The following is a 19,831-nucleotide window of genomic DNA, read 5'->3' as shown; positions in this document are numbered from 1 at the left end:
GGGATGGTGTGGTGGCGACTCTCGTGGTGCTGGGGCGGAGCGATGGCGACTTTCGCGTCGAGGGGGCGATGCGAACGGGACTTTCGTGACACTGCGGTTGGTGCGAGAGGGCCGTTCACAGCGCGGGTGGTCGGGCGAGAGGGACTCTCGCGCCGACGTGTCGGTGCGGCAGGGACGTTCGCGGCGAGGTGGTGGCGCGAGGGGGCCGTTCGCAGTGAGGGTGGTGGTGTGAGGGGGCCGCTCGCGGCGGTGGGGATGGTGTGGTGGCGACTCTCGTGGTGCTGGGGCGGAGCGATGGCGACTTTCGCGTCGAGGGGGCGATGCGAACGGGACTTTCGTGACACTGCGGTTGGTGCGAGAGGGCCGTTCACAGCGCGGGCGGGTCGGGTGACAGGGACTCTCGTTGCAAAGGGTGGTGGTGTGAGGGGCAATTCGCGGCGCGAGTGGTGGTGTGAGGGGGCCGTTCGCGGCGAGGCGTCGGTGCGGAAGGGACTTTCGTGGCGAGGATGGCGGTGTGGGAAGGACTCTCGTGGCGAAGGTGGCGTTGTGAGAGGGACTTTCGTGACGGGCCAAAGCCGCCAGCCCCCAACCCCGGCCGAGCCCCGAGCCGAGCCCCGAGCCGAACCCCGGCCAAACACCCAGTCAAACACCCACCCGGACCACCGGCCAGAAAGGCCTACCCGAACATCTCCCTCGCCGAGACCGGCCGGCCAAGGTGGTACCCCTGGGCCTGATCGCACCCCAGTTCCCGAAGCAGCTCCAGCTCGTCCGCGGTCTCCACGCCCTCCGCGACCACCGTCAGGCCCACCGCATGGGCCATCGCGATGATGCTCGCCACAATGGCGGCGGCGTCCCGGGAATCGGCGATTCCGGTGATGAACGAGCGGTCGATCTTCAGGGTGTCCAGGGTCAGGCGGCGTAGCTGGGCCAGTGACGAGTATCCGGTGCCGAAGTCGTCGATGGCCAGCAGGACGCCAAGGGAACGCAAGGCGGTCAGGACTTCCGCGGCGGCGGAGGCATCGCGCATCAGGGCGCTTTCGGTTACCTCCAGGGTCAGTGCCTCCGGAGGCAGGCCGGTGGTCGACAGTACGTCGCGGACGGCGGGGATCAGGTGTGGGTCGTCCAGTTGACGCACCGACAAGTTGACCTTCAGGCTCAGACCGAGACCGTGTTCGGTGCGTTGGGCGGCCAGTTCCCGCGCTGTGTCCTGCAGGATGAACTTGCCCAGGATGTTGATCAGTTCGCTTTCCTCGGCGAGCGGGATGAACTCGGCGGGGGAGATCGCGCCGTGCTTCGGGTGGGTCCAGCGCAGCAGGGCCTCCACCGCGACCATTTCCCCGGTCCGCAGGTCGACCACCGGTTGGTAGGCCGCCCACAGCTGTCCACTGTGGACGGCCTCGCGCAGGTCCTGCTCCATCCGCAGCCTGCGTTGCATCCGCATCCGCATTTCCACGTCGAAGAACTCGAACCGGCCGCGGCCGCGGGCTTTCGCCTGGTACATCGCGATGTCCGCGTCGCGCAGCAGGTCCTCGGCCGAGCGCGGGTCGGTTTCGCCGATCAGCACGATGCCCGTGCTCGCGTCCAGGTGCAGCTGCCTGCCGTGCACGGTCACCGGTTCGGCCAGTACCGAACGCAAGTGTGCGGCGAACGTCCGGACTTCCGCCACCTCGGTGGCCTCGGTGGTGACCACGACGAACTCGTCCCCACCGAGTCTGCCGACCACGTCCGCGGGGCCGGTGGCCCGCCGCAGCCGCTCGCCGGCGACGCGCAGCACCTGATCGCCGACCGGATGCCCGAGGGAATCGTTGATCAGCTTGAACTTGTCCAGATCGAGAAACAGCACAGTGGTCGCGCCGGGACGGTTGCGCCGGTCGAGCCGGTCCAGCACCAGCGTCCGGTTCGCCAAGCGGGTCAACGGATCGTGCGTCGCGTCGTGGGCCAGGCGGGCGCTGATCGCGCGCCGTTCGGTGATGTCGGTGAACGAGATGACCACTGCGACGCCGTGCGGATCGTCCGGATCCAGCAGCCGCGAGGTGAGCGCGACCCACACGTCGCGCCCGTCCGGCCGGCGTAGCCGCACCACCTGGCCGTTCTGCGTGATCCCGGTCCGCCGGGTGCGCGCTGACGGCAGCTCGTCCGCCGGGATCCGTGCGCCGGACTCGTCATAGAGCACGAGCGTCGCGCACGGCACGCCGATCAGCTGCGCCGGAGGCACGCCGAGAATGCGCGCGGCGGCTGGGTTCACCGATTCGATCAGCCCGTCCGGCCGCACGACCACCACGCCTTCGTCCAGCGCCGCGACCACCGTGCGGTAGTGCAGTTCGGCCCGGTGCCGCGCGGTCTGGTCGGCACAGACGACCACGTACCCGTCGGTGGCCTCGGCCACGGAGACCTGTACCGACAACGGCGCTCCGTCCCGCCGGTGGTGGGTTTGGCCGACCACTCCGCCGGTCCGCAGCGCCGCTTCCGGATCCAGCTCCGCGCCGAGGACTTCGCGGATCCGCCTGCCGATCGCCTCATGCATCGGCCAGCGGTACACACTTTCCGCAGCAGGGTTCCAGCTTGTCACGATGCCGTCCGCGGTGATCGCGACGATGGCGTCGCTGACCTGCGAGACCAGCGCCGCCCGCGCGCGCACGGCGGCCGCTGCGGCCAGCTTCGGGGTGACGTCGCGGATCACGACCTGATACGACGGCGTGCCCGAGTCGGTCGTGCGCACGGAGATCGTCTCGGCGGTGAACTTGCTTCCGTCGACCCGGGTGAACATGGCTTCAATCGGCTCGGATTCGGCGTTGGCGAGCAGCCCACCGGCGGATTCCGCGGTTACGAACTCGGCAAACGGGCGACCGACCAGCTCGGCGGGGGACCGAGCGGCGAACAGGTCGAGTGCGGCCCGGTTGGCGTAGGTGATCATCCCGCCCTGGTGCACGCAGATCGCGTCCGGGCTCAGCTCCACCAGCACCCGGTACCGGTCGGCCAGCTCGCCCAGATCGGAGCGGCCCGGCGAATCCTCCGGCATCGCGGACAAGACGCCAAGCAAACCGGTCGTGCAGCCCTGATCGCCTACCGTGCGGGCCCGCAGCCGGATCCGCCTGCGCGTGCCGTCCGCCGCGTCGTAAGGCTGCTCCAGCTCGAAGTCCCGGTCCGGTCTGGTGCGGGGCAGTTGCACGGTGAGCGGGCTGAGCAGGTCGGTGAGCCGTCCGCTCAGCTCGTTGCCGCTCACTCCGGGATGGCCCAGCACGGTGTCCAGGCCGGGCAGCCAGGTCAGCGTGGCCGGACCGGCACTGGTGTGCAGTGCGAACACGACGTCCCCGCTATCGGCCTGGTGCAGGCCGGCCAGCCGGGCCCGCCAGATGGCGGAGTCGGTGTCGTCGATCGGCCCGCCGGCTAGGGCGTCAGCCTCCATATGCGTCCAGACCCCCTGTGTCGGCAGATGGCCCGTCGATTACACCACCGAGTGAAGCTCGTGTATATGAGTGCGCGCCGCTTCCTTGAATCACTCTTCCGGCCCAGACGGTTCGCTCGCTCGTCGGAGGCGGTCTCGTGGGTGTGTACGCTCCGCGTTGGGCGGAGCCGGGTTCAGACGGCCTGTTTGGCCTGGTCTGCCCGCAGCTTTGGTCCCCAGCAGAGCAGGCCGAAGTGTGCGGCCACGACGTGCCCGAGCATGGTGATGACCGAGTCGAGGCTGCCCGGGTCGTCCACCACGTAGACCAGGACGATGAACAGCTCCAATGCCACCAGTGCGACGATCCGCGCCTGCCCGCGAGCCAGACAGGCGAGCGCGCCCGCGGTGGTGAGGAAGCCGTAGCTGACGCCGATGTCCAGCCAGCGACCGGCGGAGTTCGGCAGGACGGCGGTGTTGATCAGCGCCATCACCGGCAGTTCGGTGGCGAGGGTGGCCACGATGTGGCCGCTGAAGAAGACGAGCGCGGTCCGGCCGGGGCCGAAACGCCGTTCGAGCGGGGCGATGGCCAGCGCGAAGATCGCCGCGTAGGCGATCCAGCCGCCGTCCTCGATCCAGATCGCGCTGGTCAGCAGCGAGGTGAGCGGGCGGCGCCACAGGTTGTGCGCGTCGGTGCTGGACAGCTGCAGCAGCTTCGCGGTGAGCACCGGATCGGCGAACCGCAGCACGAGCGTGGTGCACAGCAGCAGAACGAGGTAGCTGAACGTGAACGGCGTACTCCGTGGGGAGGGCAGGTAACGCAGCCAGGCCCGGCCGGCCCGCCGCGGAAAGCAGCCGTCCAGGCCGGACAGGGAGCCGGGCATGCGGGCCGAGCGCAGCAGGTCCCAGCAGAGGTAGCGGACCTGGTTGAGCGAAGGAAATTTCCAGGGAATGTCCCGTTCACCGGTGCCGCGCAGCCGGGGGAGCACGGGCGCCGGCGGACGCGGCAGCAGGTCTCCGTGACGGCGGGGCATAGTTCCAGTGTGGCTGGCCGGGCTGTGAGAACCCTGTGATCGTCACCGGCGTGATGTCGCACGCTGGGTGGCGCCGCGCCGCGCCGGCTTAACGGCTGTGAAGGGTCCCTTCACGGACGCAGAGGCTGTGAAGGGTCCCTTCACAGCCTTCAGGGTGCAAGCCCGCGCCGAGTGGCAGCATGTTCGCGGAGCCGGAGCCGGAGCCGGCAGCCCCGATCCAGCGAAACCCGGCGTGCCGCGCCTACTCGGCTGAGAAGGAAAAGCCCGGTCCGCCCACGCAGCGCGCGAGCGGACCGGGCTTCCGGTTCAGTGCTGGGTTTCAGTGCCAGGGGTCACCGCTGAGAAAGGCGGCGCCTCCGGCGGCTGGCGAACACGAGCCCCGCACCGGTGGCGAGGAGCATCGCACCGCCGATCAGCAACGCCGGCAGGATCGGCACACCGGTCGAGGCCAGTCCGACGTTTCCGGCCTGCGCCGGGGCCGGGCCCGAAGGCGCGGCCGGCGGCGTGCCCGGCGCCGGGTTGGACGGGGGAGCCGGGGTAGTCGGAGTGGTCGGAGTGGTCGGCGGCACCGGCTTCGGGATGTAGACGCCCGCGTCGATGGTGTGGTCCACCCCGCCGGCCTGAGCCGGTGCGGTGACCGGCGCGAAGCCGTTGCAGAGCCGCCCGGAGGTGGGCGGGACGACGTTGGAGTCGTGCGCCCGGTCCGGTCCGGCCGTCGGCAGGGTGAAGCGCAGGTCGGTCGCCGGTGGCTGCTCGGGCACGTTGTCCGTGTCCGCGGTGCAGACGTCGAACTGCACGGTGTACTTCGCGCCCGGCTTCAGCTGGTATTCGGCACCGACGCCGCCGAAGTAGTATTCGCCCGCCTTGTCGGTCTGCGTGGTGGCGACCTGCTTGCCATCCGCGTCGAGCAGGTTCACGGTCGCCTTGGCCAGCGCGACCTCGTCGGTCCGGTGCGGGTCCTGGATACCGTTGTGGTCGCCGTCGAACCAGACGAGGTTGCCGATCTGGATCGGCGCGTTCGCGGCCTGGTAGGCGATGTCGCCGAGCCCGCCGGCCTTGCCGAAGCTGTTGGCCGGATCGACGAACTGGTAGCCGTGCTTCGGATTCTCCTGGCCGGGCCCGACGCTGCCGTCGATGTCGTAGTAGCCGACACCGTCGGAGCTGACGTTCTGCGCCGGGTCGAGCTGGGTACTGATCACCCACTGCTGCTGCGGGATGTAGGCGACCGAACCCTGCGCCGCCTCCTGGTGCAGGCCGTTGCCGGACCGGCTGGGGTCGAAGAAGTCGCCCGGGAAGTACTCGACGACGCCGGCCGGCTCGTGGCCGTTGTTCGCGTTGGTGCCGTGGTTCGGGCACACGCCGGTGCCCTCCCAGTCGTAGCCGCCGCCAGGAGCCGCGCATGCCATGGTGATGTCCCCGCCGGACATGCCGGTGGCGACCCCGGTCTTGTCCGGCCGCGGGTCGATGCCGGAGCCGAAGACGTCCATGAACCGGTCACGGAACCCGAGGATCATCGAGCCGTCGCGGGAGAACGCCAGGCTCGCCAGCTCCGGTTCCGGGTTGATCCCCGGCCCGTGCTTGATGAAGTTGTCCCACGAGGAGAATCTGGTGTCCCACGGATTCCAGTGGCTGGTGTTGTCGTCGGTGATCCCGCCGATCACGTAGCCGCGGGCGAAGTCGAGACCGTGTGTGAGCACCGGCGTGAACTTCCCGCCGTCATAGGTATAGACCACTGCCTTGAGGTCCGCACGCTTCTGCGTGCTTTCCGCCGAGCAGATGCCGCCGACGTACAGCTTCGCGTCGTGCGCGGTGACGGCGAACGGGCGCCAGTCATCGGCTGCCGCGCAGTCCGGGTCCGGAATGCGGACGGTCTTCTCCACCTTCGCTGTGGCGCCGGTCGCGGCGAAGCTGACCAGCGTGCGGTCCAGCAGGTTGACCGCGTACAGCGTCTTCCCGTCCTCGGTCAGCGCGATTCCGCCGAGGCTCTCCTTGCCGGAGGCATCCACGAAATTCTGGTCCTTGCGCATGTCCACGGTGCCGTGTTCGGTGGCCGTGGCGCCCGGCACCTTCGCGAACAGCTGAGGTGCGCCGCCCTTGAGCGGCGTCGTGTAGATCGCGCCGCCGCCTTCGGGGCCGTAGAGGGTGAACCGCTTCGCGAAGGCCGACTGGAAAATGCGGCCGCGGTGCTTGTCGTAGGCCAGCCCCCAGGTCGCGCCGACCTGCGCTTGCGTGTTCACCACGGTCGGGCAGGGCGAATCCGCCGGGCAGGTGCCGCGGTTCTTGCGGTCGAACGAGACCAGCGCGCGGCTGTTCGGATCGGGCGCGCTGCCGTCGGTGTTCACCGCGGGGCTTTGCACCGGCACGTAGTACTTCGCGTCCGGCAGCGTGTGGTCGGCCGGGTTCCAGACGCCGGTGATCACCGAGGCGTCCTTGCCCTCGCGCAGATCCACGAACGTGGTGAAACTGTCGAAGTGGTTTTTCTGCGTGGACGCCGGCGCGGCCTGCAAATACGCGCGGTACGGGTCCGGAATCGACACATCGACCCGGTACTGCCCACCGGTCAGCGTCGTCGACGCGGGCAGCACCACCTTGCCCGCCGCGTCCGTCCGCCCGCGCACCTGATGTCCCGGTGGATCGGTGACCACCACGGACATCCCAGGCTGCGGGGTGTCCATGGTGGTGTTGATGATTCCGGTACCGAAGAAGTCGCGGAGCACTTGGACGGTGAGCTTCCCGTCCTCGGCGGCGGCCCCGGCCACCCCGGTCGTGGCCGCCATTCCGACGGCCGCACTGCTGCCCAGCAGGAGCCCGGCCGCGGCCGCGCGGACCAGCCGGGATCTGCCGATGGTTCTTCTGCCGCTTCGACTCATGATTGCGGGCTCTCCGTTCTGCGCGCAGGAAAGTGCGCTGCGTTCCCCAAAGCTGTCACAGTGAACCAGAAAAGGGGTCCGAACGGTTGCGGGGCTCGGGTGAATAAGCGGGTGAATTGCGCATCCTGCTACGGTCACTCACTGTGCTGGTCAATCGGAGACGCCGAATCCTCGCGGCGGTAGTGGTCGTGCTCGCGCTCGGCGCGGGAATGGGGGCGTGGATCGCCGCCGGTTCCGGTGACTCCGGTCCGCGTCCGGTGACCGCGGACGAGGCGAGCCGGCTGGCGATCATGCGTTTCCGGGACTTTCAGGCGGGCGGCCGGGCGGTGACGATCACCGTGCCCGATACCGCCGGCGAAATGGTGGTCACCGGTTCGGTCGATTACCGCGGGAACAGCGGTTACGCAGTGGTGAAGGGCAAGGGGCGCAACGACTCCAGTGCTGGGCTGATCCGGTGGACGGCCACTCGCGTGGCCGTCCGGCCGATGCCGGCCGCTCCGGAGGGCGCACCCGTGCATCCGCCCGCCGACGGCTGGACCGATCGCGCGCTCGATCCGACGGCCGGGCCGCTCGACCGGGCGTTGGCGATTGTGCTCGGGCTCGGCAATGACCGGCCCGATAACGCACAATTGCTGCCACAGAATGGTGCCGCGTGGATAGCCGCCGATCAGGTGAACGGACGTCCGGTTGACGTTTTCACCGGTCCGGAATCCCGGGATCGGCCGGGTAACGCGGAATCCGTGCGGTATTGGCTGGCCGCGGACGGCATTCTGTACCGGGTGCGGGCGATGATCCCCGGGGAAACGGATCCGGTCGTCATCGATTTCGACACCCACGAATTCGTGGCGATACCCCCTGCCGGCTGACGTATTCCGCCGTTTTCCGTCAGGGGACCCGCACCGAAGCCCGGTCGGCCAGCAGGGTGGCCGCCGGAACCGTGACCTTCGTGAGATCCGGAAACGCCGGTATGGCCGGGACCTGGGTCGGCCCTGCGGTGCTCGCGTTCGGGAACTGCGGCTGCGCCGGTGGTTCGGCCACTTCGGTGAACGGGATCCCGGGCGGGGGTTTCGGAGCCGGCCAGGTGCCGGCCGGGGAAACGGCCGTCGCGGCTACGGGACACGTGGCGCTCATCGCGAGTCCCTCCGGAATCGTGCGTAGTTCCCCGGAATCAACGCAGTTTCCGCTGCCCTTCGTGGTGCCGGGAAAGGTCCAGCCCACGTCGATGCCGTTGCCGGCGAAGACGTCCTCGGTGATCCGGTTGCCTTGCGGTGGAAGGTCCTGGCCCGCGGTGAGCACGAGCCCGGCGTTGGCGTTGCCGGTGATCCGGTTGCGCAGCACCTGGTTGCCGCTGCCACCGTCGATGCCGACCCCGATACCCCAGCCGCCGTCGGCCTGCTGCGGCGTGGCCGGCTGCTGGTTGCCCGCGACCAGGTTTCCGGCGATCACGGCGTCCTGCTGCGGCAGCAGTTTCTCCTGGTGATCGGAATCGGTGGTGAGCCCGACCCGGTTGCCGACGAACCGGTTGCCGACGACGTACATCTCGCCGCTCGCGTTCGTGCCCTCGTAGCCGACCGCGTTGAGTTCGGCGACGTTGTCCCGCACGACCGTCCGGCAAGGCTTGCACTGACCGACGTAGATTCCCGAATCGGCACCGCCAGACGTGTACGACTGCTCGATCACGCCGTTCTGCGCGGAAAATGCATAGATTCCGTAGAGGCCATTGCGGGTCGCGGTGACGTGCGAGACGAGGAACGAGTCCAGGAACCGGATCGGTTCGTCGCCGGTGTCGTACCCGCCGTCGCGGCCGGGCAGGCCCGCCGCGGCCTTCACCGAACCGGTCACGAGCACGCCGTTCTGCGTGTTGTTCCGTACGGTCAGGTTCTCCACCGCGACGCCGGGCGCGGAAACGACGACGCCGTTGTCCCGCTGCAATTGCCCGTCGAGGACTACTTTCTCCCGCACTTCGCCGCGGAGCGTGACGTGCGGCGTGCCGAGTTTCACCGTTTCGTGGTATTCCCCCGGGGCGACGAGCACCAGGTCTCCGGACTGTGCCAGGGAAACGGCCGCGGAAATCGTCGGGGCGTCGGCCGGTACCCGGATCGTGACCCCCGTGCCGTCCGGGCGATGTCCCTCGGCCGAAGAAGAACCACAGCCGCTGAGCAACACGGTGCACAACCCCAGGATCGCCGCAACGGCGCGAAAACGCATGTGCTCAGTCTGGCACGACAGCGGAACTCGACGGCGGCGCCGTCTTCTGCCACGCTGCCCGTCGTGAATTCCGCCGAGCGCCGAACGTCCCGCCGCGCTTTTCTCGGAGCAGCCGTGACCACCGGACTGGCCGCCGGGTGCCACGCGGCCTCCGCACCCGGTCCTGTGGTGACCGCCGTTCCGGCCACCGGTGCCCAGCAGGCCGGGGTCGCCCTGCCCGGGACGCCGCAACCGCACCTGCTGGTCGTGGTCGCCGATATTTCCGTTGCGCCGGGCCCATTACTGGCCGATCTCGGCCGGCACGTCCAGGTGCTCACCGCCGACGCCGACGATCGTCTGCTGGGGTTGCCCACGGGCGATCTCACCGTGACGATCGGCGTCGGCCCGCGACTGGTCCGGGAGCGCGACCCGAAACTGCCGGGTGCGACGGATCTCGCGCCGTCGTCGCATGAAGCGATCGCTCCGGAGGCGCGCGGTGGTGATTTACTGCTCCAATTGTGTGCGAGTGATCCGCTGGTCCCGCCGGTCGCCGCGGCTGCGTTGCTGGCGCGGCCCGGCGTACGCGAACGTTGGCGGCAGTCGGGCAGCCGTGGTCCGCACGTGCCGGTGACCGGTGAGTTGAGCGCGCCGCGGAACCTGCTGGGTTTCGTGGACGGCATCGTCGGCCCGCACACCGACGCCGACCGGCAACGGGATCTGTGGCTCGCCGGCCCGGCGCCGGTGGCGGGCGGGACGATCGCCGTGGTCCGCCGCATGGAACTCGACCTGACGCGGTTCGCCGGGTTGCCGGTCGCCGCGCAGGAAGGGGTTTTCGGTCGCCGCCGTGACACCGGGGTGCCGTTGTCCGGTGGTGTTATCGCCGATGGTCCCGAGCTGGGCGCGAAAACCCCGGACGGCCGCTACCTGGTGCCCGCGGACGCGCACATTCGCCGTGCGCACGCGAACGTCGTCGGCGTCGGGTCGATGCTTCGGCGCGGCTACAGCATGGACAGTCCGGCGCCGGGTTTGGTGTTCGTGAGTTTCCAGAATGACTTGCGCACGTTCACCGCCACCCTCGCGCATATGGAAGGCGGGGACGCTTTGCTGCCGTTCACGACTACTACCGCCAGCGGGACCTTTTTGATCCTGCCGGGTTTCGACGGGGGGCGTCCGCTGGGGTCGACGGTGTTCTCCTGAGCCTCGAAGTCCACAAAGGACAGTTCGGCCGCGAGTGGGCTCGAATCCGCCGGTCGCGGATAGTGTGCGGACGCTCACGCAGGGTCCGGCCCGGAGCGCCTCGACGATCACCGGCGGTTGTGCTCAGATGACGGTGAAGATAGTGGACTGCACGGCCAGTCAAGGGAGGCCGCCGGCAGCCGGTTCCACCGTCCGGTGACCGGCTTCGCGGAGACCGAGCAGCACCCGGGTCTGGTCCTGCGCTTGCCGGAGGAGTAGCAGCTATGAGCACCGAGACCGTCCTCGTCGTCGGCGCCGGGCAGAGTGGGTTCCAGACTGCGGCGTCGTTGCGGGACAAGGGATTCGCCGGACGGGTGGTGCTGATCGGCGACGAGCCCGGCGTACCGTACCAGCGGCCCCCGCTGTCCAAGGCCTACCTCGAAGGCGCGGCCGGGGACGAGCAGCTGCGCCTGCGGCCGGAGGACTTCTTCGCGGAGAAGGACATCCGGCTGGTGCCCGGCCGGGTCGCCGGAATCGATCGCACGGCCGCGCGGGTCCGGCTCGCTGACGGTTCGGAACTTGGCTACGACCACCTGGTGCTCGCCACCGGCGCCCGCAACCGTTCGCTCCCGGTGCCCGGCGCCGATCTCGACGGCGTACTGATGCTGCGCACCCGCGACGACGCCGATCGGCTGCGTGCCTCGCTGGCGGCCGCGCGCGACGTGGTGGTGATCGGCGGCGGCTTCATCGGCCTGGAATTCGCCGCGCACGCCGGTCGCCCGGTCACCGTTGTGGAGGCGCAGGACCGTCTGCTGGCGCGGGTCGCGTCGCCGGAGATCTCCGAGTTCTTCGCCGAGCACCACCGCGCGGCCGGGCACACGGTGCTGCTCGGCACCGGTGTGAGCGCGCTGCACGGTGCGGAATGCGTGGAGTCGGTCGAGTTGTCGGACGGCCGCCGGTTGCCTGCGGATCTCGTGGTGGTCGCGGTCGGCGTGCTGCCGGAGACGGCGCTCGCCGAGCAATCCGGGCTGGACGTGGCCAACGGCGTGGTGGTGGACGAGCACCTGTGCACTGGCGACCCGAAGATCTTCGCGATCGGTGACTGTGCCAGCTTCCCGTGCGTGCAGGCCGACGCGGTGACGCGGCTGGAATCTGTGCAGAACGCGGTGGATCAGGGCCGTTCGGTGGCCGCGGCGATCACCGGCGAACGCGCCCGCTACGACAGCCTGCCGTGGTTCTGGACCGACCAGACCGGGGCGAAGCTGCAGATCGCGGGCATCCTCGCGGCGGCGGACCGGACCGAGGTCACCGGTGACCGGGCGGCGGGCAGGTTCTCCGTGCTCTCCTTCCGGAACGACGTGCTCATCGCGGTGGAGTCGGTCAACCGCCCGCCGGACCACATCGCCGCGCGCCGCCTGTTCACCGCCGAACCGCGGCCGTCCTACGCCGATCTCGAAGCCGATTCGTTCGATCTCAAGGCGCATCTCAGGACGCGAGCCGCCGTGTCAACCCAAGGTTGACGATCCGAATTCGTCAACCTACAGTTGACGGCATGACCGGTGCAGTGAAGCTCGACGACCTCATCAACGCGATCAAAGCCAACAACGAAACCGACCAACTCGCCCAGCTGACCGACGCGGTGTACCTCGGGCAGCATCTCGGGGAGCTGGCCGACCATCTGATCGGCCACTTCGTGGATCAAGCCCGGCGGTCCGGCGCTTCGTGGACCGACATCGGCGCCAGCATGGGTGTGACCAAGCAGGCCGCGCAGAAGCGCTTCGTGCCCAAGAGCGCCGACACCAGTGGGACGATCGAGCGGTTGTACGGCCGCTACACCGACCGCGCGCGGCACGTGATCGTCGCGGCGCAGGAGGCGGCGCTCGACGCGAAAAGCCCGGGCATCGACACCGTCCACCTCGTGCTGGGGCTGCTGTCCGAGCCCGCTGCGTTGGCCGCGGGGGTGCTCGTGTTCCAGGGCGCCACCTTGGAAGCGGTGAAGGAGGCCGCGGAGGCGAAGCTGCCGGAGCCGGTCGACCCGGTCCCGAATCCGGTGCCGTTCACACCCACGGCGAAGAAGACGATGGAGCTGACTCTGCGCGAGGGGCTGCGTCTCGGGCACAACTACATCGGCACCGAGCATCTCTTGCTGGCTCTGCTGGAACAGGGCGAGGGCGGCGGCTACGAGGTGCTCACCGAGCTTGGCATCACGAAGGACGCCGCCGAAGCCAAGATCAAGGAAGCCGTTGCGGAGATCTTCGCGACGCGGCAGCAGTAAGGCTGTGAAGGGACCCTTCACGGACGCTGAGTCCGTGAAGGGTCCCTTCACAGCCTGAAAAGCGAGGGTCAGGCGTCGATCTCGGAGCGGTCGGTGGTGGCCCACAGCGTGTGGAACGAGCCGGGACGGTCGACGCGGCGGTACGTGTGCGCGCCGAAGAAGTCCCGCTGGCCCTGAACGAGCGCGGCGGGCAGACGGTCGGCCCGAAGGCCGTCGTAGTAGGCCAGTGCGGTGGAGAAGCCCGGAGTCGGGATGCCGAGGCGCACCGCAGTGGAGATGACCGAACGCCACGAGTCCTGCGCGTCCTCCACGGCCTTGCGGAACCCGCCGGACGTAAGCAGCGTCGGCAAGCCGGGCTCCTCTGCGTACGCGGACGTGATGTCGTTGAGGAACTTCGCGCGGATGATGCAGCCGCCGCGCCAGATCGAGGCGACGCGGCCGAGGTCGATGTCCCATCCGTACTCTGCGGCGCCGGCCTGGATCTGGTTGAAGCCCTGTGCGTACGCGACGACCTTCGACGCGTACAGCGCTTGCTCCACGTCGTCGGCGAAGGTCTGCAGCGCGGCCCCGTTCAACGGCGCCCGCGACGGCCCGCCCAGGCCGCGCGCGGCTTCACGAAGCGGCTTCGAGCCGGACAGCGAACGCGCGAACACTGCCTCCGCGATCCCGCTGATCGGCACGCCGAGATCCAGCCCGATCTGCACGGTCCAGCGGCCGGTGCCCTTCTGCTCCGCGGCGTCCTCCACCACGTCCACGAACGGCTTCCCGGAGCCGGCGTCCACGTGCTTGAGCACCTCGGAGGTGATCTCGATCAGGTACGAGTCGAGCCGCCCGGTGTTCCAGGTCTTGAACACTTCGGCGATCTCGGCGGGCGCGTAGCCCGCGGCACCGCGCAGCAGGTCGAACGACTCGGCGATCAGCTGCATATCGGCGTACTCGATGCCGTTGTGCACCATCTTCACGAAGTGGCCCGCGCCGTCCGCGCCGATGTGCGTGCAGCACGGCTCGCCATCGACCTTCGCCGAGATGTCCTCGAACAACGGCCCGAGGGACTCGTAGGAGGCCTTCGAACCACCCGGCATGATGCTCGGACCGTGTAGCGCGCCTTCCTCGCCGCCGGACACGCCGCTGCCGACGAAGTGCAGGCCACGCTCACGCAGCGCCTTCTCGCGCCGCCGCGTGTCCGCGAAGTGCGCGTTGCCCGCGTCGATGAGTACGTCACCCTGCTCCAGCAGGGGCGCGAACTCCTCGATCACCGCGTCGGTCGGCTCGCCCGCCTTGACCATGATCACGATCTGCCGCGGCCGCTGGAGAGCGTCGACGAACTCCTGCGCGGAGTACGCCGGGATGAACTCGCCCTCGTCGCCGAACTCCTCGACGAGCTTGCGGGTCCGCTCCGCGGAGCGGTTGTGCAGGGCGACCGTGTGCCCGTGCCGGGCCAGGTTCCGCGCCAGGTTACGGCCCATGACCGCGAGGCCGGTGACCCCGATGCTCGCCTTCTTGCTCATCCGAACCCTTTCCGAAGTCTCTGCCGGAGTCCGAGGGTAGTCCGGCCGGACGCGCCGGGGCGGGTCGTCGGTGGGTGAGGCGCTCCTACGCTCTCGGTTCAGGCGAAGCAGTGGATCGGACCACCGTGGTAGGTGATCATGTCCGCGAGCGCGGCGGCCAGGTCGAGGTCCGCGCCCCAGGCCGCGCCGTCCCGCTCGGCGTAGGCGCGGTGCAGGTTGCCGACGAGCCGCTCCGGCTCGGTGAGCGCGGCGAACCGGCCGAGATCGGTTTCGGTGGCCTGCGCCAGCGGCGGCCGGCCCGCCGTCTGTCCGCGTTCGGCGGTCTGCTGGACGAACTCCAGGTAGGCGTCCACTGCGTCCACCATCGCGAGGTCGCCGGCCGGCCCGTGGCCGGGCAGGATCAGTACCGGGTCGAGTTCCCGGATCACGTCCAGCGCGGCGCGCCAGCCGGCCACCGAGCCCATCAGCGCGAACGGGCTGCCCCCGTTGAACACCAGATCGCCGGCGAAGAGCACGCGTTGTTCCGGTAGCCAGGCGAGCACGTCGTTGGTGGTGTGCGCGGCGTGCCCGGGGTGGATCAGGTCGATCCGGGTCGGTCCGGCGTAGACGGTCAGCCATTCGTCGAAGACGACCTCGGGCACGCGCAGCGCGAGTTCCCCCCAGTCGTTGCCCTCGAAGATGCCGTCGTAGCGCGGGAGGCCGGCGGCGAGCATGGCCGCGCGCGTCTTGCGGTGGCCGACGATGGTGGCCGCGGGCACCAGGTGGTTGCCGTTCGTGTGATCGGTGTGGTGGTGGGTGTTGACCAGGGTGCTGACCGGGCCGGTGGTCGCTTCGACCGTGGCGAGCAGTGCCCGGGTGCGCCGCTCGGTGGCGCACGTGTCGATGAGCACGGTGTGCCCGCCCGCGTCGACGAACCCGCAGTTGTTGATGAACCAGGAGCCGTCCGGCTGCACGTAGCCGAACACACCGTCGTCGGCCAGCCGCTCGACGCGGGCCGCACCGGGGGAACGATCGATCACCGGGCCACTATGCCCGACTGACCGGGACCGGGCCGGGCGGCGAGCGCCCGGGGTCCGCGGCACTGCCCGTAAGTCCACAGTCCACCCGTCCGGGGTGCTCCTGGCGTTGCTCCGTTCGGTCCAGACCCGAAGTCGGGTGGTTCGGGAACCGGCTGCTCCGGCCGAGTGATCATGAGGGTGACTGGCATTCCCGCACATTTCCTGCCACGCTGCGCGGTGTCATCATCGAACCCCGTTGGGTGAAGTACTAGCCTGGGTTGATTCGAACGTACGCGTCCCGGTGGGAGCACCGCCGGGCTGTAGGGGTCCGGGAGAGCTAGGGGAGATGGCGAGCACCGTCACCTCACGCCGCAAGCAGCTCGGGAACGAGCTGCGGCATGCTCGTACCGCCGCGAAGATGACGCAGCAGCAGGTGGCCGAGGTCCTCGGCTGCACCCAGGGCAAGGTCAACAAGATCGAGTCCGGTGCGGTGGGGGTCAAGCTCGGCGATGTCCGGACCATGCTCAACGCGTTCGGGATCGCCGGGGAAGAGGCCGACACGCTGATGAACCTGGCCCGCGCCGCGGCCGGGCAGCGTGGGCACTGGTCGGGCTACCGCTCGGTGGTGCCGCACTGGTTCCGCACGTTCACCGACCTCGAACCGGCCGCCGCGGAGATCATGACCTGGCACGGGGAACGCATCCCGGGGCCGCTGCAGTCCGAGCACTACATGCTCAAGCAGTTCACCGAGGCGGGCGCCACCGACGTCACCTCACTGGTGCGCAACCGGCTGGACCGCAAGGCGGTGTTCGATCAGCAGCAGCCGCCGTACTACCGGTTCATCATCAGCGAGGGCGCGCTGCGCCGGGCTCCCGGCGGGTTCGCGCCCGCGGTGATGCTGGACCAGGTCGAGCACCTGCTGGCGCTCGACCGGCACCCGCGGGTGTACGTGCACGTGCTGCCCTTCGGCGCGAAGCTCGCCGCGGTGCCCAACGACTTCACCATCATGCGGTTCCCGGACCGCACCCGTGACTTCGTCTACATCGAACACTCCGCGGGCGGGCTGTATCTCGACGACGTCAAGGACTTCAACATCTTCGTCGACTCCTGGGACCGGTTGCGCGGCGCGGCGCTGGAACGCGGGGAGACCCGTCAGTTCCTCAAGGAGCTGGCCGAGATCTACCGTGCCCAGATGCAGTGACGAGTGCCTCCAGCAGCGGAACGGTATCCTCGGCGCCGGGCAGGGCGTTGATCTCCGCCCGGAGGCGCTGAACGGCCGCCCGCCACGCGGGATCGGTCAGCAGGTCTTCGGCGGCCTCCCGGATCTCCGTCGGCGTCGCCGTTTCCGGGTCGAGTACCCGGGCGGTCCCGAGCGCGCGCCCACGGAGCGCGTTGCCGGGTTGGTCGGCGCCCATCGGCAGGAGCAGTGAGGGAAGCCCGTGCGCGAGCGTGCCGAGCACGCCGCCGGAGCCGCCGTGCGAGACCACGAGATCGAGCCGTGGCAGCAGTTCCGCCTGTGGCACGAAGCGGGCCACCCGCACGTTGGCCGGCTGCGGGCCGAAGCCGGCCGGATCCAGCTGCGTGCCGACGGTCGCGGTCACGTCCGCGTGCAGCGAGCCAAGCCCGGCGAGCGCGCGTTCGATGAGATCACCGGATTCGAGGTTGAAGTTGGTGCCGAGGGTGAAGTAGACGTGCGGACGGGTGGCCTGCGGGCGGGCCGGGACCGGCGCGCCCGAGCGAAATGTGAACGTGCCGGGTGGCAGCGGCGCGGCCGGGTCGCGATAGGACGGTGGGAACGGCGAGAGCACCAGGTCGCGATGCAGGGCGGCGAGTCCGGGATCGTCCGGCAGGCACTGAACGGTCCGTGCAGCACGCAGTGGTTCGGCGAGGACTTCCTTGCGCAGCAAGGTTCCGGCCGCGAGGACGAGCACTGTGGCGCACGGGAGGCCGAGCTTTTCCGCGGCCAGTGCGGCGGAGAAGTCGACCTCGTCGCGGACCACCACGTCGGGGCGCCATTCGCGGATCAGGTCCACCAGCAACGGGGTCCGCTCGGCGGTGGCGCGGCGGATGAACAACTCCTGGATCTCCCAGTCGTCCCGTTCGGGGTCGACCGGTGGCATCGGCAGGCGGGCGGTGCCGGGCACACCGGTTGCACCGACGGGGAACGCGGGGAAGCCGGCTTGCTCGACGGCGTGCGTATCGCGGCCCGCGACGGCTACCGTGTGCCCGCGGGCGGCGAGCGCTTGGGCCACCGGGACCATCGGGTCGAAGTGGCCGCGTCCGCCGACGAAGGAGAAGAGGAAGCGCATCCGGGCCAACGTAGTACCCCCTGGCCGGTGCGTCGCCGGGTTTCCGGGCGTGCCGAAGGGTGACACGGTGCGGAGATGGTGACGGTGGGCACACTGGTCTCCGCACGCGTGGCCGGAAAGGACAGTTGATGACGCAGGTACCGGAGCCGGAAGCCCCGGAAGGGATCGACCTCGAACGCCCCAACGCGGCGCGGATCTACGACTGGTTTCTAGGCGGCACGGCCAACTGGGCCATCGATCGCGAGTTCGGGGAGCGGGCGGTCCAGACCTTTCCGATGATCAAGACCATTGCGAAGGCGAGCCGCGAATTCCTCGGCCGGGGCGTGCGGTATCTGGCCGAGCAGGGCGTCGACCAGTTCCTCGACCTCGGTTCCGGGGTACCAACCGTCGGCAATGTGCACGAGATCGCCACGGCGGTGAACCCCGGCGCACGGTGTGTCTATGTCGACAACGAACCGGTGGCCGTCGCGCATTCGCAGATCCTGCTGGAACGGGAGGGAGTCGCGTACCGGCACGCGGTGCTGCAGGGCGATCTGCGCCATCCGAGCGAGATCTGGAACCAGGCGATGGACACCGGCGTGCTGGATCCGAAACGCCCGATCGGCCTGATCGTGGTCGGCGTGCTGTATTTCCTCGGCCGGGACGAACCGGCCGTGGAGATCATCCGGCAGTACCTGTCCATGCTGCCCTCCGGCTCGTACTTCCTTTCCTCACACCTGACCAACGACGGCGTGCAGACCCCGGACCGGGCGCTGCGTGAGCAGATCCACCAGCAGTACCAGCGTTCGAGCACGCCGTTCCACTACCGCAGCCGCGCGGAGTTCGGCGAGTTCTTCGCCGGGCTGGAGCTGGTCGAGCCGGGCATCGTGTGGGTCCCGGACTGGCGTCCGGAGCTTGGCGAATCCCGGGCCGGCGCGCGGATGGCGGGCAACCCGTCGTTCAGCGGGAGTATCTGCGGACTGGGCCGCAAACCCTGAAACCCGGCCGCGGGGTCAGACGTGGGACGAGCCGAGACCGTGCCGCAGCGGAACGCCGGTCTCCAGCGGGCGGGCCGGGCGCACCGGATCGTGCCGGCGCTGCGCCGGTACGTCGAACTCTTTGTCCAGCGGCAGTGGGCTGCGCAGCGGAGCCTGGATCAGGCTGAAACCAAAGCGATTGCGCAGTTCGTGATTGATCCCACGCCGGCCGCGGATGTGTTCGTCCTCACGCAGGAAGCATGTGGTGAGCCGGACGGCCATGGGATCACACCCCCGGTTCGGAGAGCGGGCACCGGGGCCGGTCGGCTCCGGTCGGATCGGGCGCACCCACCCGGCCTGGTCGGCCGAGCGGTACGGCACCCGTCGCGGGAATTCCTTCCCGCGACGCGGGTGTGGCTCGATACCCGGACCCGGCTGACCTGGGCAGAGCCGGTGCGCCCATGGTCGGTGGCCCGCGGCGCCGGCCGACGCCCGCGCCGCATCCCACGCCTGCGCACCGCACTGCCGAGGCCGGCCCTTGGGCCACGCTCCCCGGACCGGCTGCCCGGGTCGGTACCGGCCGAGGTTGGTCCGAATGCCGTAATGCATTCACCCAACGTCGGCGCCCCGATCACTGCGATTAATCCTACTACTGGAATAATCTGTGTGTCGAGATCGGGCTGAGTTGATCACCCGCTTGGCCCTGCGGTTTGCTCCGTGGTGACGCAAGGACGCGGGGGACGGGCGCGGCGGCGCGCGGCCCCGCACAAGGCTCGGAGGTGCCCGACCCATGGCAGATTATCCGTCCTCCCCGGATTACGACCCGAACACGGCCCGGTTGCTGTTCGAGGACGCTGCCTGGGAAAAGTCGTTCGCGAGCGAGCCCAACGGGGGCAACTGTGTCGAGGTCAACCTGTCCGCGGCCGGTCTGGTGGGGGTCCGCGACACGAAGCTGACGGCCAGCCCGGTGCTGATCTTCGACCGCGGCGAGTGGACCGCCTTCCTGGCCGCGGTGAAGGCGGGGCAGTTCGATCCGCCGCCGGGTGCGTGACCGCCGCGCAGACCCCGCCCGGCCGGTGAGCGGTTCACCAAGTCTCACTCGAACGGGCGACGTAGAACGAGAGGGTCGGATGCGC

General features: G+C 69.5%; 15 protein-coding genes. 7 read left to right on the top strand and 8 right to left on the bottom strand.

Annotated elements, in window-relative coordinates; genetic code table 11:
* Positions 1 to 676: 676 nt before the first annotated feature.
* The 3 genes from D5S19_RS20090 to D5S19_RS20080 all read right to left on the bottom strand — a co-directional run bounded on the left by D5S19_RS20090 (position 677) and on the right by D5S19_RS20080 (position 7,286).
* The gene (locus D5S19_RS20090) at positions 677 to 3,406 is read right to left on the bottom strand and encodes a sensor domain-containing protein (RefSeq protein WP_120024885.1); all 2,730 of its coding nucleotides are present in this window, start codon (positions 3,404 to 3,406) and stop codon (positions 677 to 679) included.
* A gap of 173 nt (positions 3,407 to 3,579) precedes the next feature.
* Positions 3,580 to 4,416 (bottom strand): rhomboid-like protein, encoded by an 837-nt coding sequence (locus tag D5S19_RS20085; RefSeq protein WP_233574046.1) that lies wholly within the window; start codon positions 4,414 to 4,416, stop codon positions 3,580 to 3,582.
* A gap of 332 nt (positions 4,417 to 4,748) precedes the next feature.
* Positions 4,749 to 7,286 carry an SdrD B-like domain-containing protein gene (locus D5S19_RS20080; RefSeq protein ID WP_199730593.1) on the bottom strand — a complete coding sequence of 846 codons (2,538 nt, stop codon included), beginning with the start codon at positions 7,284 to 7,286 and terminating at the stop codon, positions 4,749 to 4,751.
* A gap of 143 nt (positions 7,287 to 7,429) precedes the next feature.
* Here D5S19_RS20080 and D5S19_RS20075 point away from each other — a divergent pair, with 143 nt between their 5' ends.
* Positions 7,430 to 8,152, top strand: a complete 723-nt coding sequence (locus D5S19_RS20075) for a hypothetical protein (protein WP_233574045.1) — start codon at positions 7,430 to 7,432, stop codon at positions 8,150 to 8,152.
* A gap of 19 nt (positions 8,153 to 8,171) precedes the next feature.
* Here the strand turns inward: D5S19_RS20075 and D5S19_RS20070 are convergent, their stop codons facing one another.
* Positions 8,172 to 9,494 carry a right-handed parallel beta-helix repeat-containing protein gene (locus D5S19_RS20070; protein ID WP_120024884.1) on the bottom strand — a complete coding sequence of 441 codons (1,323 nt, stop codon included), beginning with the start codon at positions 9,492 to 9,494 and terminating at the stop codon, positions 8,172 to 8,174.
* Positions 9,495 to 9,608: 114 nt separating this feature from the next.
* On the opposite strand from D5S19_RS20070, the gene D5S19_RS20065 reads away from it, so the two are divergent.
* The 3 genes from D5S19_RS20065 (at position 9,609) to D5S19_RS20055 (ending at position 12,924) form a co-directional block, all read left to right on the top strand.
* A complete protein-coding gene (locus D5S19_RS20065; protein ID WP_233574044.1) occupies positions 9,609 to 10,670 on the top strand; it encodes a Dyp-type peroxidase in 1,062 nt (353 codons plus the stop codon).
* A gap of 263 nt (positions 10,671 to 10,933) precedes the next feature.
* Positions 10,934 to 12,169 carry an NAD(P)/FAD-dependent oxidoreductase gene (locus tag D5S19_RS20060; RefSeq protein WP_120024883.1) on the top strand — a complete coding sequence of 412 codons (1,236 nt, stop codon included), beginning with the start codon at positions 10,934 to 10,936 and terminating at the stop codon, positions 12,167 to 12,169.
* Positions 12,170 to 12,201: 32 nt separating this feature from the next.
* A complete protein-coding gene (locus D5S19_RS20055; RefSeq protein ID WP_120024882.1) occupies positions 12,202 to 12,924 on the top strand; it encodes a Clp protease N-terminal domain-containing protein in 723 nt (240 codons plus the stop codon).
* A gap of 68 nt (positions 12,925 to 12,992) precedes the next feature.
* Here D5S19_RS20055 and gndA read toward each other — a convergent pair whose 3' ends face one another.
* Together gndA and D5S19_RS20045 are read right to left on the bottom strand one after the other, a co-directional pair.
* Positions 12,993 to 14,432, bottom strand: coding sequence for an NADP-dependent phosphogluconate dehydrogenase (gene gndA, locus D5S19_RS20050; RefSeq protein WP_120024881.1), 1,440 nt, complete (start codon positions 14,430 to 14,432; stop codon positions 12,993 to 12,995).
* A gap of 98 nt (positions 14,433 to 14,530) precedes the next feature.
* Positions 14,531 to 15,451 (bottom strand): MBL fold metallo-hydrolase, encoded by a 921-nt coding sequence (locus tag D5S19_RS20045; RefSeq protein ID WP_120024880.1) that lies wholly within the window; start codon positions 15,449 to 15,451, stop codon positions 14,531 to 14,533.
* A 325-nt stretch (positions 15,452 to 15,776) separates the two neighbouring features.
* On the opposite strand from D5S19_RS20045, the gene D5S19_RS20040 reads away from it, so the two are divergent.
* A complete protein-coding gene (locus D5S19_RS20040) occupies positions 15,777 to 16,631 on the top strand; it encodes a helix-turn-helix domain-containing protein (RefSeq protein WP_098511869.1) in 855 nt (284 codons plus the stop codon).
* On the opposite strand, the gene D5S19_RS20035 is transcribed toward D5S19_RS20040, so the two are convergent.
* Complete coding sequence (locus D5S19_RS20035) at positions 16,591 to 17,739, bottom strand: glycosyltransferase (protein WP_120024879.1); 1,149 nt, start codon at positions 17,737 to 17,739, stop codon at positions 16,591 to 16,593. The two genes, D5S19_RS20040 and D5S19_RS20035, sit on opposite strands and share 41 nt — an antisense overlap.
* A 128-nt stretch (positions 17,740 to 17,867) precedes the next feature.
* On the opposite strand from D5S19_RS20035, the gene D5S19_RS20030 reads away from it, so the two are divergent.
* Positions 17,868 to 18,716 carry an SAM-dependent methyltransferase gene (locus tag D5S19_RS20030; RefSeq protein WP_199730592.1) on the top strand — a complete coding sequence of 283 codons (849 nt, stop codon included), beginning with the start codon at positions 17,868 to 17,870 and terminating at the stop codon, positions 18,714 to 18,716.
* Between the two features lie 15 nt (positions 18,717 to 18,731).
* On the opposite strand, the gene D5S19_RS20025 is transcribed toward D5S19_RS20030, so the two are convergent.
* Positions 18,732 to 18,977 carry a hypothetical protein gene (locus D5S19_RS20025; RefSeq protein WP_120024890.1) on the bottom strand — a complete coding sequence of 82 codons (246 nt, stop codon included), beginning with the start codon at positions 18,975 to 18,977 and terminating at the stop codon, positions 18,732 to 18,734.
* A gap of 508 nt (positions 18,978 to 19,485) precedes the next feature.
* Between D5S19_RS20025 and D5S19_RS20020 the strand changes: the two genes are divergently transcribed.
* On the top strand, positions 19,486 to 19,746 hold the full coding sequence (locus D5S19_RS20020; RefSeq protein WP_120024877.1) for a DUF397 domain-containing protein: 261 nt from the start codon (positions 19,486 to 19,488) through the stop codon (positions 19,744 to 19,746).
* The last annotated feature ends 85 nt before the right edge of the window (positions 19,747 to 19,831 follow it).

Origin of the sequence: Amycolatopsis panacis, from assembly GCF_003600245.1 — a bacterium.
In the GTDB taxonomy this organism is placed as follows: Bacteria; Actinomycetota; Actinomycetes; order Mycobacteriales; family Pseudonocardiaceae; genus Amycolatopsis; species Amycolatopsis sulphurea.
Note: the sequence above shows the minus strand (reverse complement) of the source record. Positions and strands in the feature narration are given on the sequence as shown.

Coding starts and splice junctions, on each gene's coding strand:
- D5S19_RS20090 (WP_120024885.1), bottom strand. CDS start 3,406: ATGGAGGCTGACGCCCTAGCCGGCGGGCCGATCGACGACACCGACTCC.
- D5S19_RS20085 (WP_233574046.1), bottom strand. CDS start 4,416: ATGCCCCGCCGTCACGGAGACCTGCTGCCGCGTCCGCCGGCGCCCGTG.
- D5S19_RS20080 (WP_199730593.1), bottom strand. CDS start 7,286: ATGAGTCGAAGCGGCAGAAGAACCATCGGCAGATCCCGGCTGGTCCGC.
- D5S19_RS20070 (WP_120024884.1), bottom strand. CDS start 9,494: ATGCGTTTTCGCGCCGTTGCGGCGATCCTGGGGTTGTGCACCGTGTTG.
- D5S19_RS20060 (WP_120024883.1), top strand. CDS start 10,934: ATGAGCACCGAGACCGTCCTCGTCGTCGGCGCCGGGCAGAGTGGGTTC.
- D5S19_RS20055 (WP_120024882.1), top strand. CDS start 12,202: ATGACCGGTGCAGTGAAGCTCGACGACCTCATCAACGCGATCAAAGCC.
- gndA (WP_120024881.1), bottom strand. CDS start 14,432: ATGAGCAAGAAGGCGAGCATCGGGGTCACCGGCCTCGCGGTCATGGGC.
- D5S19_RS20040 (WP_098511869.1), top strand. CDS start 15,777: ATGGCGAGCACCGTCACCTCACGCCGCAAGCAGCTCGGGAACGAGCTG.
- D5S19_RS20035 (WP_120024879.1), bottom strand. CDS start 17,739: ATGCGCTTCCTCTTCTCCTTCGTCGGCGGACGCGGCCACTTCGACCCG.
- D5S19_RS20030 (WP_199730592.1), top strand. CDS start 17,868: ATGACGCAGGTACCGGAGCCGGAAGCCCCGGAAGGGATCGACCTCGAA.
- D5S19_RS20025 (WP_120024890.1), bottom strand. CDS start 18,977: ATGGCCGTCCGGCTCACCACATGCTTCCTGCGTGAGGACGAACACATC.
- D5S19_RS20020 (WP_120024877.1), top strand. CDS start 19,486: ATGGCAGATTATCCGTCCTCCCCGGATTACGACCCGAACACGGCCCGG.